The organism is Pseudomonas sp. UW4 (genome assembly GCF_000316175.1).
Classification (GTDB): Bacteria; Pseudomonadota; Gammaproteobacteria; order Pseudomonadales; family Pseudomonadaceae; genus Aquipseudomonas; species Aquipseudomonas laurylsulfatiphila.
Genome location: NC_019670.1, coordinates 3,246,695 through 3,262,971, shown reverse-complemented (window position 1 = coordinate 3,262,971; position 16,277 = coordinate 3,246,695). Strand labels below are relative to the sequence as shown.

The following is a 16,277-nucleotide window of genomic DNA, read 5'->3' as shown; positions in this document are numbered from 1 at the left end:
CACTGTGGGAGCGGGCTTGCCCGCGAAGGGGCCTCAAGACATATTCAAACCGCGGGCGGTTTTCGTGGTGCCCGGGGCTTTTTCTCGACGGCCTTTTCCCCCGGCAGAATCACTTTCGAGGCCGCAGCAGGCTTGGCTTTGGTTTTGGGCGCAGCGACTTTGCTTTCGCCAGCCTTGCCATTGGCCGTTTTGCTGACCGGGGTTTTGCTCGCCGCTGGTTTGGCTGGCTTCTTCGGGGCCAGGGCTTCGGCTTCCGCCAGTTTGCATGCCATCTCCCAGTGGCGGGCTTCCTGGCCTTCGGGTTTTCCTTCGGATTCCCAGATCTGATAGGCGAATTCGCGGATGCGTTTATCGTCGGTACTCATCGCAATGCTCCTGAACTGAACTCAAGTGTGGTGAGTTTGAATAATGAGGTTGACCGGGAAATCCCCCAGCGCGGCGCTGATCAGCAGCTCTCTGTGTTTTGTGACTGTGATGCCGGTAAAAAGTCCCTTCAGATGTTCGTCCGCAACGGTGAACGGCAGTTTGACCCGGGTATCGCCCCACAGCGGCGCGTGGACCTGGGGGCCGGCACTGTTTTCCAGCAATTCGGCACAGCGTATCGGCACTATCACGATGGCGCGTTCTCCCTCCCGCTCACGGACAAAACCCAGCACTCGATGGGCCTCGCTGCCAAGCACTTCCAGGGCCTGGTAAGTGCCACGCCGAAACAGCTCGGCATGTTTGGCGCGCAGACCCAGGGTGCGTGCAATCAGGGCTTGCTTGATGCGCCCGTCCTGCCAGTTCGACAACAGGTCCGGCAAGTCCGCCGCTTGCTGCAGTGCCTGCTGGCGGCTGGCGTAATCCACGGGGCGACGGTTGTCCGGGTCGACCAGGCTGAAGTCCCAGAAATCGTTGCCCTGATACAAATCCGGCACGCCGGGCACGGTCATGCGCAGCAAGGTTTGCGCCAAACCGTTAAGGGCACCGGGGGCGGCAATCGATCGGGCCGCCTTGGCGAGGGTCGCACGCAGCAGCTCACCCTCTGGGCTGAGCAGCAGGCGCTGAATAAAGTCCTCGGTGGCTTGCTCGTAAGCGTCATTGGGCGCGCTCCAGCTGCTTTGCAGCTTGGCTTCGCGCAGGGCTTTGCGCTGCCATTGCCAGAGGCGTTTGGCGTAGTCCTCGAGCGCCGGCGGATTATCGATAGCCAACCCCAGCGGCCAACTGCCGAGGATGGCCTGGTACAGAATCAACTCATCGCCCGCCGAAGGCACTTGATCGTCTTGGCGCAATGGCCGGGCGAGGGTGCGCCACAGGCCGATCTGCTCGGTGTACCAGCTGCTGCGCTCACTCAGTACCGCCAGCCGCGCGCGTGAGTCTTCGCCACGCTTGTGGTCGTGGGTGGCGCTGGCCAGCAGATTGTCCGGAAAGGTTTCAAGGCGCTCGATGCAGGCCCGATGAAAGTCGGCAACCGGCGCACTGAACTGCTCGGTGCTGAACCCCACGTCATTGCGCGAAAGGAGGACGGCCGAACGATAGAACGCGGTGTCTTCCACCGCTTTCGCCGCGGCTGGCGAGGTCAGTTGCTGGAAACGTACGCAGGCGTGCTTGAGGCGTTTGCGCTGACGACCGGCCGGGCGTTGCCGCCAGGGCTCACCGCCGAGCCAGCCGGCCAGGCAGTCGAGCACCGGCCAGTCAGCCTCGCTCAGTGTCTGGCGGGCGCCGTCCATGGCCTGCTGGAAAAACGCCTCGTCCTGGCCTGTCCGGCCGAGGGGGCTGATGTAGGTGCGGTACACCGGGAAATGCACGATCAGCTCCTGCAGCGCCCGGCGAATCGCACCGAGGGTCAGGTCGCGAGTCATAAGGTTGTCCCGGGCCACTTGCAGCAAGGCCTGGGCGACGCTTTCGAAATCGCCGGCCAGGGAACCGTTGAGGATTTGCTGGCGGGCCAGCTGTGCTTCCCGGGAGAAATCAGCGGGCCGCTCACTGTGGCGTTGCCAGAGTTCGGCCAGTGTTTGCGCGCCCCGTGGGTCGTGTTGCAGCAGTGACAGCTGGTTCATGAATTCATAACCGGTGGTGCCGTCCACCGACCAGTCGAGGTGCAGGGACTCGCCTTTGCCGAGAATTTTTTCGACAAAGATCGGCAGGTGGCGGCCCGCGGACAGACTGTCGACCCGACGCCGCAGCTTTCGACAGTAGCCCCGCGGGTCGGCGAGGCCGTCGATGTGGTCGATGCGCAACCCGTCGATCAGCCCCTCGGCCACCAGTTGGAAGATCTTCGCGTGGGTGGCTTCGAACACCGCGGGGCGCTCGACGCGCAATCCGCCCAGTTCGTTGATATCAAAGAAGCGCCGCCAGTTGATGTCATCGGCGGCCGTGCGCCAGCTGGCGAGACGATAGCTCTGGCGCTCCAGCAGGTTGTGCAGGCGCTGGAAGCCTTCGCCGGTCAGTGAGTCGTAGTTCTTCAGGTGCCGGTCAATGGCGTGGGCAAGGGCGGGGTCGCTGACCAGATCGCGCAGTTCCGCTTTCAACGGTATGGCCAGGCTGTGGGCGTCGGTCTGATAGCTCAGGGTGCTGAAGCGATCGGCCAGGTTTTTCAGTTGTTCGGCCTGCTCCGTATCGAGCGCTGCATCGGTTTTGAGCAGCTCGCCGTAGTCCCGGGGGCAAATGGGAAAGCGATGTTCGTAGTGCTCGACATGGAAGCTGCCGTGCCAGGCATCGAAGCGCAGGGGCAGGGTGCCGTCCTGCAACGCCACACCGTAATCGCTTCCCAGGAACGGCAGGAGCAACTGGCCTTCCATCAACGGATCAGGAGAGTGCCACTGGATGTCGAAAAACTCGCCGTAGGGGCTCAGGCGTCCCCACTCCAACAGGTCCAGCCACCAGGGATTGTCAGCGCCGCCGACCGCCATGTGGTTGGAGACAATGTCGAGGATCAACCCCATGTCCTGCTCGTGCAAGGCGTTGACCAGGCTGCGCAGCGCCACTTCGCCACCCAGTTCCGGGTTGACCCTGGTCGGGTCCACCACGTCATAGCCATGCATCGATCCGGCTCGGGCACGCAACAGCGGGGAGGCGTAGACATGGCTGATGCCCAGGCGTGCGAAATACGGCACCAGCGGCACCGCATCTTCCAGCGTGAAACCTTTATGAAATTGCAGGCGCAGTGTGGCGCGCAGCGGGCGGGTCGGCTGTTGGGTCATCGGTCACGCTCGGCCGCCTGCAGTCGCGCACAGGCGAGCAGTTCCAGGCGCCGCGCGGCATCCGGTCCATCGAGCAGGGCCTCGCTGTAGCCGGGCAAGCGCCGCGACCAGTTCGGGTGGGTGTCGATGGTGCCGGGCAGGTTGGCCTGTTGTTCCACGCCAAGGGCATCTTCCAGCGGCAGCAGCACCAAGGGTGCCCGGGTATGCCCGAGAAAACGCACGCTGGCATCGAGCACCTGGTCGGTTTCGTGGGATTCTTCGCGGAAGTTCTGCGGGTCCTGGCTCAACGCCCGGCGCAGGCCCTCGCGCTCGCGCTCGCGATGCTGGCGCCATTCGATCTCACCGCTGGCGTCGATCATGCCGAGCCGGGCGTTCCAGTCGATATCGCGACCATGCCACCAGCCGTTGAGGGTCGGCAGGTCATGGGTGCTGGTGGTCGCCAGGGCGTTGTCCGGCCAGTCGAGGATCGGCTTGAAGTGCGTGTTGTCCTGCTCGAACAGCAGCACCCGCATGCCGAGCATCGAACGGGCGATGAGTTTTTCCCGCAGGCCGTCCGGCACGGTGCCGAGGTCTTCGCCGAGGACGATGGCCTGGTGCCGATGGGATTCCAGGGTCAACAAGCGCAACAGGTCGTCCACCGGGTAATACAGGTAGGCGCCGTCGGCCGGCGGCGAGCCGTTGGGGATCACCCACAGCCGCTGCAGCCCCATGACGTGATCGATACGCAAGCCACCGCAGTGGGCGAAATTGGCCCGCAGCATTTCGATGAAAGCCCGGAAACCATTGCGCACCAGGCCTTCAGGGGAGAACGCGGAAATCCCCCAGCCCTGGCCCGTGCGGTTGAGAATATCCGGTGGCGCACCGACGGTGAGGGACGCGAGCAGTTCATCCTGCCGGCTCCAGGCCTGGCTGCCGCCACCATCGGCACCAACGGCCAGGTCGGCGATCAGGCCGATGCTCATGCCGCTGGCGCGGGCGGCGGTTTGCGCGCGTTCCAGGCAGCGGGTGATCAGCCACTGGCAGAAGGCGAAGAAGCCGATGCGCCCGGCATTCTCTTCGGCGAATGCCGCCAGTTCAGCGCTTCGCGGATTACGCCAGGGTTCGGGCCACAGTCGCCAGTCGAGGCCTTCACCCCGGGCAGCGCGTGCCTCCTGTATGGCTTCGAAGCGACAGTGGTTTTCCAGCGCTTCGCCGGCGGCGTGACGAAAACTGCTGAAGTCTTCGTGCAAGGGGTGTTCACCCTGGACGAAACCTTCGTACAGCGACTGCAACAGCCGATGCTTGGCTTCGGCGGCGGCCGGCCAGTCAATCAGCGGACGCTCTTCCAGCGCCTTGAGTTCAATGGCCAGCCCGGTTGCATCGATCGCGGTGCGCAGGGCGCGCTCGCCGAGAATGGTGCCGGGGGCGCAGTAAAGGCTGTTGAGAAACAAACGGCTGGAGGGCGAGTACGGGCTATAGCGTTGGGCGTCATTGGAAAACATTGCATGCAAGGGGCTGATCGCCAGCGCCTCGGCGCCACGTTCACCGGCCACTCGGGCGAGGTCCTCCAGCGCCTGGGTGTCACCAAACCCGCCATCGCCGGGGCGGCGTAACGCATACAACTGCACGCTCAGGCCCCAGGCACGGGGGATCGGGTTATCCACGGCATCGCCAACGCTGTAACAACGGAGTGGGGCCACCGCCAGGGTGAAGGTTTGTCCGTCGATACTGACCTGTTGATAGCCGACCGGTACCAGCCCCGGCAGCTTTGCGTTGGCGTCCAGCTTGAGGTTGAGCCGCGAACCGTCTTCGAGGTGGATTTCGCAAGGGGTTTCAGGTGCAAAATAACGCGCCAGATCCAGGCCAACTCCAACATCGGCGGTGATCAATGGCGGCAAGTGGTGGGTCTGCTGCACCGCTTGCAATTCCAACAGGCTGGCGTCGATTTCCTGGGCACTGCCCGCCGGGTGACCGAGGCCAGTCAGCACATTTCGCAACACGGAAGGCGCGACTTTTTGCGGGCGGCCGTTGGCGTCGATCCAGTCGACTGCGAGGCCGGCACGGCTGGCCAGAATTTCCAGTTGCGCATCACTCATGGACGCTCTCCATACGAACTAGCAAAGGGGCTGCGGCGGTGAGGCTGACGAGCGCGCAATACGGGGCAAGGATGCCCTGGTCCAGCAAATCGGCGCTCTGTGGCGGGTATTCGAACAACCGCGCAGCACCGGTCTGTGGTGTGTGGACTACGGGCTTGTCGCTGAGGTTCAGGTCAATGCGCAGCTCGCTGCCATCGCCCAGGCGCCAGGCGGCACTGACCGCGCCTTCGCCCAGCTCGTCAGCCCCCAGTGCCTGGGTGCCCGGCAAGCGGGGGATGAGGACTCGGTGACGGATCTGCAACAGCCGGCAATACAGCTCGTGCATCTCTGTATGGCCGGTCGAAGGCAGGACAGGGCGGGACGCTGCAAACGTCTGCGGATCGTTCGGGTCAGGAATGTGCTCGCGCAGGAGTGGGTCGGCAAACACGCTGAATGCCGCGAACTCGTTGCGCCGGCCGTCCCGTACCAACTTGGCCAACTCACCGTGATGGCTGGTGAAAAACAGGAAGGGTTGCTCGACGGCGAACTCGTCGCCCATGAACAGCAGCGGAATCATCGGTGACAACAACAGCAACACCGTGGCGGCCCGCAGCGCTTGCGGGTGGGCGAGTTGATGCAGGCGCTCGCCGAAGGCCCGGTTGCCGATCTGGTCATGGTTCTGCAGGAACAGGATGAAGGCGCCGGGTGGCAAGTGCCCGCTGGGTTCACCGCGCGCCACGCCATGGCGATTGACATGACCCTGGAACACGAAACCCTGACTCAGGCAACGCGCCAGTTGTTCGGTGGGGTTTTGCGCGTAGTCGGCGTAATAGGCCTCGGTTTCGCCGGTCAGCAACACATGCAGGGCATTGTGGCCGTCATCGTTCCACTGCGCGTCGTAACCCTGTTCGAGCAGGCCGGCCTGGTTATGTTCGTTCTCCACCATCAGCCACACATGTCGCGCCGGTCCCGTCTGCTGGCGCACCCGTTGCGCCAGTTCCTGGAGAAAATCCGGATCTTCGATGGCGTGCACCGCGTCCAGGCGCAAACCGTCGAAACGGTATTCGAGCAGCCACATCAAGGCGTTTTCAATGAAGAAGTCCCGTACTTCGCGGCGGCGGAAGTCGATGGCCGCGCCCCACGGCGTCTGTTTGTCTTCGCGAAAAAAACCCTTGGCATAACGATGCAGGTAATTGCCGTCCGGACCGAAGTGGTTGTAGACCACGTCGAGAATCACCGCCAGACCATGACCGTGGGCGGTGTCGATCAAGTGTTTGAGCTGCTCGGGTGACCCGTATGAAGCCTGGGGCGCGTAGGGCAGGACGCCGTCATACCCCCAATTGCGCTCACCGGGAAACTGCGCGATGGGCATCAGTTCGATCGCGGTGACCCCCAGTTCGACCAGGCGCGCCAGATGCTGCTCGACGGCACTGAAGCCGCCGAGGGCACCGACGTGCAACTCGTAGATCACCGCTTCGTTCCACGGCCGTCCCGACCAGGCACTGTGTTGCCAGGCATAGGCCAGCGGATCGACCACCACACTGTGCCGGTCGATATCGCCGTCCTGTGCGCGGGAAGCCGGGTCGGGCACTTCCAGTTCGCCGTCGATGCTGTAGCGGTAACGCGTACCCGCCGCGCATCGGGTGTCGCTCACGAACCAGCCGTCGGCCTGGGGCAGCAACGGCAAGGACTGTCCATGTTCCAGTTCGACACTGACGTAAAACGCATCTGGCGCCCACAACGCGAATCGCGTGTGCTCTGCGTCCAGCATGATTGCGCCGTGGGGCCAGGTCTCAAGGGTCCGTAACGGCATCTTGAAAGCCTCTTACTGTTTGTTCGATTTCCCCAACGCTTTTGCCACAAGCTGTTCATAGAGTTCGGCGTAGGGTTCGACCGCTTTGCACCAGTTGAACGGCGCTGCCATGGCCCGGCAGCGCATGGCGTGCAGCAGGTCGGGGAAGGCGAACACCTTGAACGCGCGGCTCAGGGCTTCCTGATAGCTCTGCACGGTGGATTCATCAAACAGGAAGCCGGTCACGCCGTTTTCGATGGTGTCGGCCAGGCCGCCGGTATTGCGCGCCACCGGCAACGAGCCGAAGCGCTGGGCGTACATCTGGCTCAGGCCGCAGGGCTCGTAACGCGAAGGCATCAGCAGGAAGTCGCTGCCGGCGAACATGCGCCGGGCATCGGTTTCGTTAAAGCCGATGCGCACGCCGATCTGCCCGGGGAAACGCAGGGCCAGTTCGCGCATCGACTGTTCTTCTTCCGGCTCGCCACGGCCGATGATCGCGATCTGCCCACCGGATTTGACGATGTACTCGGAGACCGCCTCGGTCAGGTCCAGGCCTTTCTGATAGACCAGGCGCGACACCACGGCGAACAGCGGCCCTTCGGAGTCTTGCAGGCCGAACAGCTCGCGCACATGGGCGGCGTTCACCGCCTTGCCATCCCAGTCGCCGATGCTGAACGGGCAGAACAGGTGCGGATCGGTGGCCGCATCCCAGCTTTCATCGATGCCGTTGGGAATCCCGCTGAGCAGGCCTTGCTGGGTCTTGGCGGCGAGGAAACCGTCGAGCCCGCAGCCGAAATCCGGGGTGGTGATTTCCTGGGCGTAGGTCGCGCTGACGGTGGTGATGTGGCTCGAATAGGCCATGCCGGCCTTGAGGAACGACATCTTGCCGTAGAACTCCATGCCTTCCTGTTGCAGTGCGTGATGGGGAATGCCCAGTTCGGGGCACGAACCCAGGCTGGTCACGCCTTGATAGGCCAGGTTGTGAATGGTGAACAGCGTTGGTGTGCGCTGCCCACGCCAGTGCATGTAGGCCGGGGCCAGACCGGCCGGCCAGTCGTGGGCGTGCACCAGATCCGGGCACCAGTGGATTTGCGCGAGGTTGGCGGCGATATCGGCCGCCGCCAGGCCCAGGCGGGCGAAACGGATATGGTTGTCCGGCCAGTCGCGGCCGTTGTTGGCGCCGTAGGGTGAACCTTCGCGCTCGTAGAGTTCGGGGCAGATCAGTACGTAGATGACCAGACCATCGGGCATGTCCATGCGCCCGATCTTGCACGGAGGCAACGCGGCATGACCGCCGAGCTCACCGATGATATGAATGGGGTTCTCGCTGTGCAGCACCTGCGGGTAACCCGGGATCAACACCCGCACATCGTGCAGATGGGCCATGGCCCGTGGCAGCGCCGCGGAAACGTCGCCCAGGCCACCGGTTTTCACCAGGTCGGCAATTTCCGAGGTCACGAACAACACTTTCTTACGGTTCGGATTCTGGTGGGCTGCCGGGGTCAGCGTCCTGGTGCCGGGCACGCTGACGGGTTGGGTGTTCGCGGCAGTTACGGCGCTCGATTCGCCGACCTGATGAGCACGTTCTCCCTGTATTTCCAAAGCCGTACTGATCATATGAATCTCCCGTGCTATTGATCTAATTCTTAGGTCTGGCAAACGGTGTTTCATGGCCAATTCCCGTGGCCGGGCAAAAAAACGCTGCGCATCAGTGAGCAAGCGCTGCCCGATGCGTCGAAGCAAAAGGGGTGAATGAGCCGTTGCAAGGATTGCACCAGTCGCAACGCACCTTCTTGTCAGAGGACCGATCGGGAATGGAAAAAGTTTCGACTGTTTTTCCACTTTATGACCGATCGGTTTCGCTTTGAGAAAATGAGTCTAGGCCAGAACTTAGAGCGGTAAAGGGCAGATGGCAAAATTGTTCGACAATCGGTTTGTAACGGTACGGACGTGCCTGATCGAGGTGCAAACGCCCCGACGAAGTGCATGTTTTTTTGCGTTTTTGCCGCAAAAAGTCACCGGGCCGTCACATCAATGTGCGACGTGATCGAGCGGTTGCGCACCAATGTGGTGCGCGTGCCAAGTCCCGGATTTGGCTGAACCGCTGCCTTACTGCCGGTCGCGATGCCTTGTTATAGTTCGGGCCTCGTTTTCTGCCCGCAAAAGGATCAATGGAATGTCTCAGTACAGCGCGTTCAACGTCGAACTGGTTGATAAAATCGCCCATGTGCAGATCAACCGACCGGAGAAGATCAACTCGATGAACGCTGCGTTCTGGAGCGAGATCGTCGAAATCTTCCAGTGGATCGACGACACCGATGAAGTGCGCGTGGTGGTCCTCAGCGGGGCAGGCAAGCATTTCTCCTCGGGTATCGACCTGATGATGCTGGCCGGTGTGGCCAATGAACTGGGCAAGGACGTCGGCCGCAATGCGCGGCTGTTGCGGCGCAAGATCCTTACCCTGCAAGCGTCGTTCAATGCCGTCGACAACTGCCGTAAACCGGTGCTTGCAGCGATTCAGGGCTACTGCCTGGGTGGCGCCATCGACCTGATTTCCGCGTGCGACATGCGTTATGCCGCCGAGGACGCACAGTTCTCGATCAAGGAAATCGACATCGGCATGGCCGCCGACGTGGGCACGCTGCAACGCTTGCCGCGAATCATCGGTGACGGCATGCTGCGCGAACTGGCTTACACTGGTCGCACCTTTGGTGCCGACGAAGCGCGGAGCATGGGCCTGGTCAATCGCGTCTACAGCGACAACGCCAGCCTGCTCGACGGCGTCATGGGCATTGCCTCTGCAATCGCCAGCAAGTCGCCGATCGCCGTCACCGGCACCAAGGAGATGATCAGCTACATGCGTGACCATCGCATCGATGACGGCCTCGAATACATCGCCACCTGGAACGCCGCCATGCTGCAATCCACCGATCTGCGCGTGGCCATGGCCGCCCATATGAGCAAACAGAAACCCGAATTTCTGGATTGATTAACCATGATTCCTCGCTGGACCACTGCAGTACTGGACACCGACCAACCCGGCGGCTGGGCCGTCGCGCGCAGCCCCGAAGGCTTTCTGTTCGATGACAATGGCGCACTGTTTCCACGCGAATGGTTGAAGCGTCAGGACCTGCCGATTCTTGCCGAACATGGCATCGGTCATCTCGATGGCGAGCCGGTCTACCTGCTGGAGCTGCGCAGTCACAGCGAGGTGTCGGGCTGCAACTGGAAGGGCTTGCGGGCGTTCATGCTCGAAGGCGATCACACGGTCTACAAGGTGCTTGGTTACGCCGCACAGATCGGCACCTGGGCCCGCGAGCACCGCTTTTGCGGTAACTGCGGTCAGGCCATGACCCAGGTGCCGCGCGAACGGGCGATGTATTGCCAGCCGTGTGATCTGCGCAGCTACCCACGGATTTCGCCGAGCATGATCGTACTGGTCACCCGAGGCGATGAAGTGCTGTTGGCACGCTCACCGCGTTTTGTCAGCGGTGTCTACAGCACATTGGCGGGGTTCGCCGAACCGGGCGAATCGGCCGAGGACTGCCTGATTCGCGAGGTTCGTGAAGAGGTGAGCATCGAGGTCAGGAACATCCAGTACATGGGCAGCCAGTGCTGGCCGTTCCCGCACTCGATGATGCTCGGCTTTCATGCCGAATACGCCAGTGGCGAGATCGTCTGCCAGGAAGACGAGATCGAGGACGCCCAGTGGTTCAACGTGCATGCGCTGCCGCCGTTGCCGGCGTCGCGCTCGATTGCCCGTTACCTGATCGATGTCTACGTGGCGCGGCGTTTAGGCCACGCTGAACCAGTGCTGCCAGGCTAGGCGCACGGTCAGGCCCAACACCACGGTGATGAACACCGGACGAATGAATTTCGCGCCGCCGCTGATGGCGGTGCGGGCGCCGAAGAAGGCGCCGACCATCAATGACGAGCCCATGCACAGGCCGATGATCCAGTCCACCTGACCGGAAAAGATGAAGATCGACAACGCCGCCGCGTTGCTGACGAAGTTCATGCTGCGCGCCACGCCGCTGGCTTTCACCAGGTCGATGGGGTAGAGCAACAGGCTGCTCACGGTCCAGAATGCGCCCGTGCCGGGACCGGCCACGCCGTCATAGAAACCGAGGCTGAAGCCCTGGGTCGACTGCCACGTTTTCTTGATCGGTGCGTCGCTGTCCGTCGGCGCTTTCGGCGTACCGCCAAACAATAGATAAACGCCGCAGGCGAAGACGATCACCGGCAGCATTTTGTTCAACCATTCCGCCGGCAGGTAATGCGCGACCACGGCACCGGTCAACGCGCCGACCAGGGTGCCGACGATGGCGTGCACCCATTGCGCGGGGTGGAACAGCTTGCGCCGGTAGAAGGTGAAACTGGCAATCGCCGAGCCGAAGGTCGAACTGAGCTTGTTGGTGCCCAGCACCAGATGCGGCGGCAGGCCGGCGGTCAACAGGGCCGGGGTGGTCAACAGACCACCGCCACCGGCGATGGCGTCGATGAAACCGGCAACAAAAGCGACAAGGGCCAGGATGGCCAGGGTGGAGAGGTCAACGCTGAGTTCGAAAGGCATGGGATCGGCTTATTCGGCGGGTGCAGAAAGAGGCTGCGGGGAAGGGCAGCATCTTAACCACCTGCACAGCACAAAACCAATGTGGGAGCGAGCCTGCTCGCGAAGAGGCCGTCAGATCCAGCATAAATGCTGGCTGACACACCGCTATCGCGAGCAAGCTCGCTCCCACAGGGATTAGTGTGGATTTAAATTACAGACCCAGATCCGACAGCCCCGGATGATCGTCAGGGCGACGTCCCAACGGCCAGTGGAACTTGCGCTCGCTTTCCTTGATCGGCATGTCGTTGATGCAGGCGAAGCGGCGGGCCATCAGGCCGTCCTCGTTGAACTCCCAGTTTTCGTTACCGTAGGAGCGGAACCAGTTGCCCGAGTCATCGTGCCATTCATAGGCATAACGCACGGCGATGCGGTTGTCGGTAAAGGCCCAGAGTTCCTTGATCAGTCGATAATCCAGCTCCTTGGCCCATTTGCGGGTCAGGAAGCCTTTGGCTTCTTCGCGGTTATAGGCGAACTCGGCGCGGTTTCGCCACTGGGTGTCCAGGGTGTAGGCCAGGGACACGCGCTCCGCATCGCGGGAGTTCCAGCCATCCTCAGCCAGGCGAACTTTTTCAATGGCCGATTCACGGGTGAAAGGAGGCAATGGCGGACGAACTTCGGCATTAGACATTTCAAGTCTCCGTATCAAGTTAAAGTTAAAACAATTGTCGAGCTTGATCTGGTTGCTACAGGTCCAATAACTTGCGCGCCATGCATTGCGCATTATCGGCGGCACTGTGATCACCCGTTACAAGCGCCACGGTAATGGCACCATCGATCAGGATCAGCAGTTGTCTGGCCAGCGTCTGCGGATCCTCGGCGCCATGTTCGGTACACAGCTCGCACAGGTAGTCGAGCAGTTTCTGTTTATGTTCTTTGGCGACCAGGCGCACCGGGTCTTGCGGGTCGCCGGTTTCGCCACTGGTGTTGATGAAGGCGCAGCCGCGGAAGCCTTCGCTGTCGAACCACGACTTGAGTACGGTAAACAGGTTGAGCAGCCGCCCGGCCGGGGTCTGTGCCTGGCCGACTTCGCTGCGATACCAGTGCATCCAGCGCTGATCGCGGCGTTGCAGGGCGGCCACGACCAGTTCGTCCTTGTTGGCGAAGTAGCGGTAAATGCTTTTTCTCGAGACACCGGCGGTTTTTACCAGGAGATCCATGCCAGTGGCGGCAATGCCACTTTTGTAGATCAACTTTTCGGTGACATCCAGAATGATGTCGCGTGTGTCATTGCTATTGATTTCGTTCATGCGGTTAACAGTAGAACGATCGTTCTCCTTGGTCAATCAGTTTTTTGTGGTGTGTGACAATAAGTCTTCGCGAGCAGGCTCGCTCCCACAGGGGGGAATGCATTTCAATGTGGGAGCGAGCCTGCTCGCGAAGAGGGCATTACAGACAGTAACAAGACCCGAACCCAGCGATGGTGTAAGCTCTCAGGTTCTTCGGATTCGACCCATTGCGAGCCCTATGCCGTCGCTTTTCAAACGCTCCCTGCTGCCCAAGCTGCGCAGTTTTCCGCTGACGGCCGATGCCGTCGGCATCCTCTCCGGCGCTGCCGAGTTCCGTCGTTGCCTGCTGGAAAAAATCGCCAGTGCGACCCGGCGCATCTACATCGTTGCGCTGTACCTGCAACAGGATGAAGCCGGCCAGGAAATTCTCGATGCCTTGCACGCGGCCAAACTGGCGCGTCCGGAACTGGACGTGGTGGTGGTCGTCGACTGGCTGCGCGCCCAGCGCGGTCTGATCGGTGCCGGCAAGCAACCGGGCAACTCGGCCTGGTACCAGGAGATGACCCGCACCCACGCAAGTGAGGTGCCGATCTATGGCGTCCCGGTACAAACCCGCGAACTGTTCGGTGTGTTGCACCTCAAAGGCTTCGTGATCGATGACTGCGTGATCTACAGCGGTGCTAGCCTGAACAACGTCTACCTGCACAAATTCGACAAGTACCGCTACGACCGATACCACGTGCTGCACAATCGCGAACTGGCCGATTCGATGCAGCACCTGGTGCAGCACGGCCTGGTGGCCTCCAAAGCGGTGCACCGCCTCGACCTGCCGAACCTGCCGACGACCCGTAGCCTGCGCAATGACATCGGCGACCTGCGCAGCCGGCTCAAGCACGCGGCGTACGACACCACGCGAGGCTCCACCGACCGGACCGGTCTGTCAGTCAGCCCGTTGCTTGGTGTCGGCAAGAACAATCCGCTGAACCGGGTGATCTGCGAGCTGATCGCCAGCGCCCAGCAGCAACTGACCATTTGCACGCCGTACTTCAACCTGCCGCTGGCGATCATCCGAGAGATCAACCGCGCGCTGGCCCGTGGGGTGAAGATCGATATTGTGGTCGGTGACAAGACGGCCAATGACTTCTACATTGCGCCGAGCGAACCGTTCCGGGTCATTTCGGCGCTGCCGTACCTGTACGAAATCAGCTTGCGCCGGTTTGCCAAGCGTCATCAGCGCAACATCGACAGCGGTCAGTTGAACCTGCACCTGTGGCTTGATGGTGACAACACCTATCACCTCAAGGGCATGTGGATCGACCGGCGCTATACCTTGCTGACCGGCAACAACCTCAACCCGCGGGCGTTCCGGCTCGATCTGGAAAACGCCTTGTTGATCGATGATCCACACGGCGAATGGCTGGAGCCGCGCCGTCAGGAACTGGCGGAGATTTTCCAGCACACCCGGCGGATCGAGCACTTCCAGAACCTGGAAACCCTCGCCGAATACCCGACGGGCGTGGCCAAGTTCCTCAAGCGCGTGAGTCGTGTGCGGATCGAGCGTTTGCTGTACCGGATTCTCTAAAGATTAAAATCAAAAGATCGCAGCCTGCGGCGACTGACGCCTTCGCGGGCAAGCCCGCTCCCACAAGGATCTTTGTCGTACACAAACTCTGTGTTCGCTGAATAACCTGTGGGAGCGGGCTTGCCCGCGAAGGCGTTTTCACTTTCAGTACATCAACGACAGGCACACTGCTTTCGCGAGCAAGCCCGCTCCCACAAGGGATCTGCGTTGAGGTAGCGGTTTCAGCTAATATGCCCCCCACTCGAACAAGAACAGGGCTTGCCGCAATCCATGTCGGAAAAAGACACCATCTCCATCCAACTGGTGCGTGAAGCACTGTTGCAAAGCTGTGCGCCAGGCATCGACAAGGACGAGGTGTTGATCAAGGTTGGCATCGATCCGCAGCTGTTGGGTAACGCCGGCGCCCGGGTTCCAGCCACCGCTTATGCGCGTCTGTGGCGGCTACTGGCGCGGCGTGGGGATGACGAGTTTTTTGGCATGGACCCACGCAAACTCAAATCCGGCAGCTTCGCATTCCTGTGTCGCAGCGCCATGCTCCAACCCAACGTGGCGGCGGGACTGGCTGGCGGCCTGGCGTTTCTGTCGTTGATCCTCGAACACCTGCCGGCGCAGTTGGTGCGTCAGCAAAGCCTGGCGGAAATCGTCCTGCTCGAAGACGACAAAGAGCCACGCCGGGCCTTCACCTATTTCACCTACTGGATGATCGTCCACGGCGTTGCCTGCTGGCTGGCAGGGCGGCGAATTCCGATTCTGGCCATTGAACTGCGCTGTTCGAAACCGGATTTCTGCGATGATTATCAGGTAATGTTTTCCGAGAACCTGCGTTTCGACCGTCCGCGCACGCGGATGATTTTCTCCGCCGATTGCCTGGATTTGCCGATCAAGCGCAGCCCCGAAGAGCTCAAGCGATTCCTGGCCCACGCGCCGGCGAACATTCTGGTGAGGTACCGTGATCCGCAGAGCCTGGCCAGCCGTATCAAACACGATCTGCGTCACCTGCCGGCCGAGCACTGGCCGGAAACCGAGGCCCTGGCGCAACGTCTGTGCATGTCGGCATCGACCTTGCGTCGCCGGCTGGCCGAAGAAGGGCAAACTTATCAAGGTATCAAGGACAGCGTGCGCAAGGAACTGGCGATCGTCTGGCTGGCCGAGCCGGCGATCAGCTTCAGCGAAATCGCCACGCGGCTCGGGTTCGCTGACACCAGTTCGTTCTACAAGGCCTTTCGCAAGTGGTCGGGGTCAAATCCGGGGCATTACCGCAGCCTGATTCTCAATGACGTCGAGTAAATTCAGCGCCAGCCTGACCCTCTCTCTCTAGCGACTGCCAGTGGTCGATCCCGGCAGATTGAGTGTGCCGCTGTCGACGAAACGCTTCGTGTTGAACACCCCGCCCGAGAGCTTGCCGCGCAGGATGTAAGGCATGTTGTTGAGGGTTTTCATCTGGCTGATGCCATAGGTCTGGCGGATGAAAGAAAATGCCGAAACGCTGACCGGCACGCTCACGACGGTGTCGGAAAAACGCCCGATCTCGCCCCTCTGATCGCTGACGCCCGAGGCGAATGGCTGGCCGTTGATGTCCAGATCCAGGGCCACGCCGCTGTAGGTGAGGTTGTTGTCATTGGGGTTCTGCACGCGGATTGTCACGGCAAAGCGTACTTCCATGCCCTCGCCCTGCAGGGGCTCGATACCCACGACGTTGATTTTCAGCGGGTCTCGATTGGGCAGCGAGGAACAGGCGCTCAGGCAGAGCAGGAGGGAAATCAGGACCGCGTGAACGCTGCGCATGGACGTGCTCTCATCTGAAAAGGGCTGTTCCGCTACCGGCTCAG

General features: G+C 61.5%; 13 protein-coding genes. 4 read left to right on the top strand and 9 right to left on the bottom strand.

Annotated elements, in window-relative coordinates; translation table 11 throughout:
- Positions 1–44: 44 nt before the first annotated feature.
- The 5 genes from PPUTUW4_RS14190 to glgA are packed head-to-tail and all read right to left on the bottom strand — an operon-like array spanning position 45 to position 8,645.
- Entirely contained in the window at positions 45–365 is a 321-nt protein-coding gene (locus PPUTUW4_RS14190) for a DUF2934 domain-containing protein (protein ID WP_015095292.1), read from the bottom strand.
- Positions 366–386: 21 nt separating this feature from the next.
- Positions 387–3,182, bottom strand: coding sequence for a malto-oligosyltrehalose synthase (locus tag PPUTUW4_RS14185; protein WP_015095291.1), 2,796 nt, complete (start codon positions 3,180–3,182; stop codon positions 387–389).
- The gene (gene malQ / locus PPUTUW4_RS14180) at positions 3,179–5,257 is read right to left on the bottom strand and encodes a 4-alpha-glucanotransferase (protein ID WP_015095290.1); all 2,079 of its coding nucleotides are present in this window, start codon (positions 5,255–5,257) and stop codon (positions 3,179–3,181) included. Before malQ ends, PPUTUW4_RS14185 begins: the two co-directional genes overlap by 4 nt.
- Positions 5,250–7,049: a malto-oligosyltrehalose trehalohydrolase gene (treZ, locus tag PPUTUW4_RS14175; protein ID WP_015095289.1), complete on the bottom strand. Its 1,800-nt coding sequence runs from the start codon at positions 7,047–7,049 to the stop codon at positions 5,250–5,252. Before treZ ends, malQ begins: the two co-directional genes overlap by 8 nt.
- Before the next feature lie 12 nt (positions 7,050–7,061).
- On the bottom strand, positions 7,062–8,645 hold the full coding sequence (gene glgA / locus PPUTUW4_RS14170) for a glycogen synthase GlgA (protein WP_015095288.1): 1,584 nt from the start codon (positions 8,643–8,645) through the stop codon (positions 7,062–7,064).
- A 559-nt stretch (positions 8,646–9,204) separates the two neighbouring features.
- Here glgA and PPUTUW4_RS14165 point away from each other — a divergent pair.
- Complete coding sequence (locus tag PPUTUW4_RS14165; RefSeq protein WP_015095287.1) at positions 9,205–10,017, top strand: crotonase/enoyl-CoA hydratase family protein; 813 nt, start codon at positions 9,205–9,207, stop codon at positions 10,015–10,017.
- A 6-nt stretch (positions 10,018–10,023) separates the two neighbouring features.
- Complete coding sequence (gene nudC / locus PPUTUW4_RS14160) at positions 10,024–10,854, top strand: NAD(+) diphosphatase (RefSeq protein ID WP_015095286.1); 831 nt, start codon at positions 10,024–10,026, stop codon at positions 10,852–10,854.
- Here nudC and PPUTUW4_RS14155 read toward each other — a convergent pair.
- From PPUTUW4_RS14155 to PPUTUW4_RS14145, 3 genes are all read right to left on the bottom strand, one after another.
- Positions 10,822–11,601 (bottom strand): TSUP family transporter, encoded by a 780-nt coding sequence (locus PPUTUW4_RS14155; RefSeq protein ID WP_007974280.1) that lies wholly within the window; start codon positions 11,599–11,601, stop codon positions 10,822–10,824. The two genes, nudC and PPUTUW4_RS14155, sit on opposite strands and share 33 nt — an antisense overlap.
- 190 nt (positions 11,602–11,791) lie before the next feature.
- Positions 11,792–12,268: a nuclear transport factor 2 family protein gene (locus PPUTUW4_RS14150; RefSeq protein WP_015095285.1), complete on the bottom strand. Its 477-nt coding sequence runs from the start codon at positions 12,266–12,268 to the stop codon at positions 11,792–11,794.
- A 55-nt stretch (positions 12,269–12,323) separates the two neighbouring features.
- Positions 12,324–12,887 carry a TetR/AcrR family transcriptional regulator gene (locus PPUTUW4_RS14145; protein ID WP_015095284.1) on the bottom strand — a complete coding sequence of 188 codons (564 nt, stop codon included), beginning with the start codon at positions 12,885–12,887 and terminating at the stop codon, positions 12,324–12,326.
- A gap of 217 nt (positions 12,888–13,104) precedes the next feature.
- On the opposite strand from PPUTUW4_RS14145, the gene pssA reads away from it, so the two are divergent.
- Both pssA and PPUTUW4_RS14135 read left to right on the top strand, forming a co-directional pair.
- Positions 13,105–14,448 carry a CDP-diacylglycerol--serine O-phosphatidyltransferase gene (pssA, locus tag PPUTUW4_RS14140; RefSeq protein WP_015095283.1) on the top strand — a complete coding sequence of 448 codons (1,344 nt, stop codon included), beginning with the start codon at positions 13,105–13,107 and terminating at the stop codon, positions 14,446–14,448.
- A 270-nt stretch (positions 14,449–14,718) separates the two neighbouring features.
- The gene (locus PPUTUW4_RS14135; RefSeq protein WP_015095282.1) at positions 14,719–15,735 is read left to right on the top strand and encodes an AraC family transcriptional regulator; all 1,017 of its coding nucleotides are present in this window, start codon (positions 14,719–14,721) and stop codon (positions 15,733–15,735) included.
- 27 nt (positions 15,736–15,762) lie between these two features.
- On the opposite strand, the gene PPUTUW4_RS14130 is transcribed toward PPUTUW4_RS14135, so the two are convergent.
- Positions 15,763–16,233 carry an LEA type 2 family protein gene (locus PPUTUW4_RS14130; protein ID WP_015095281.1) on the bottom strand — a complete coding sequence of 157 codons (471 nt, stop codon included), beginning with the start codon at positions 16,231–16,233 and terminating at the stop codon, positions 15,763–15,765.
- Positions 16,234–16,277 lie beyond the last annotated feature (44 nt).

Excerpts from the sequence above, each read along its gene's own strand:
- PPUTUW4_RS14190 (WP_015095292.1), bottom strand. The coding sequence starts at position 365 with ATGAGTACCGACGATAAACGCATCCGCGAATTCGCCTATCAGATCTGG.
- PPUTUW4_RS14185 (WP_015095291.1), bottom strand. The coding sequence starts at position 3,182 with ATGACCCAACAGCCGACCCGCCCGCTGCGCGCCACACTGCGCCTGCAA.
- malQ (WP_015095290.1), bottom strand. The coding sequence starts at position 5,257 with ATGAGTGATGCGCAACTGGAAATTCTGGCCAGCCGTGCCGGCCTCGCA.
- treZ (WP_015095289.1), bottom strand. The coding sequence starts at position 7,049 with ATGCCGTTACGGACCCTTGAGACCTGGCCCCACGGCGCAATCATGCTG.
- glgA (WP_015095288.1), bottom strand. The coding sequence starts at position 8,645 with ATGATCAGTACGGCTTTGGAAATACAGGGAGAACGTGCTCATCAGGTC.
- PPUTUW4_RS14165 (WP_015095287.1), top strand. The coding sequence starts at position 9,205 with ATGTCTCAGTACAGCGCGTTCAACGTCGAACTGGTTGATAAAATCGCC.
- nudC (WP_015095286.1), top strand. The coding sequence starts at position 10,024 with ATGATTCCTCGCTGGACCACTGCAGTACTGGACACCGACCAACCCGGC.
- PPUTUW4_RS14155 (WP_007974280.1), bottom strand. The coding sequence starts at position 11,601 with ATGCCTTTCGAACTCAGCGTTGACCTCTCCACCCTGGCCATCCTGGCC.
- PPUTUW4_RS14150 (WP_015095285.1), bottom strand. The coding sequence starts at position 12,268 with ATGTCTAATGCCGAAGTTCGTCCGCCATTGCCTCCTTTCACCCGTGAA.
- PPUTUW4_RS14145 (WP_015095284.1), bottom strand. The coding sequence starts at position 12,887 with ATGAACGAAATCAATAGCAATGACACACGCGACATCATTCTGGATGTC.
- pssA (WP_015095283.1), top strand. The coding sequence starts at position 13,105 with ATGCCGTCGCTTTTCAAACGCTCCCTGCTGCCCAAGCTGCGCAGTTTT.
- PPUTUW4_RS14135 (WP_015095282.1), top strand. The coding sequence starts at position 14,719 with ATGTCGGAAAAAGACACCATCTCCATCCAACTGGTGCGTGAAGCACTG.
- PPUTUW4_RS14130 (WP_015095281.1), bottom strand. The coding sequence starts at position 16,233 with ATGCGCAGCGTTCACGCGGTCCTGATTTCCCTCCTGCTCTGCCTGAGC.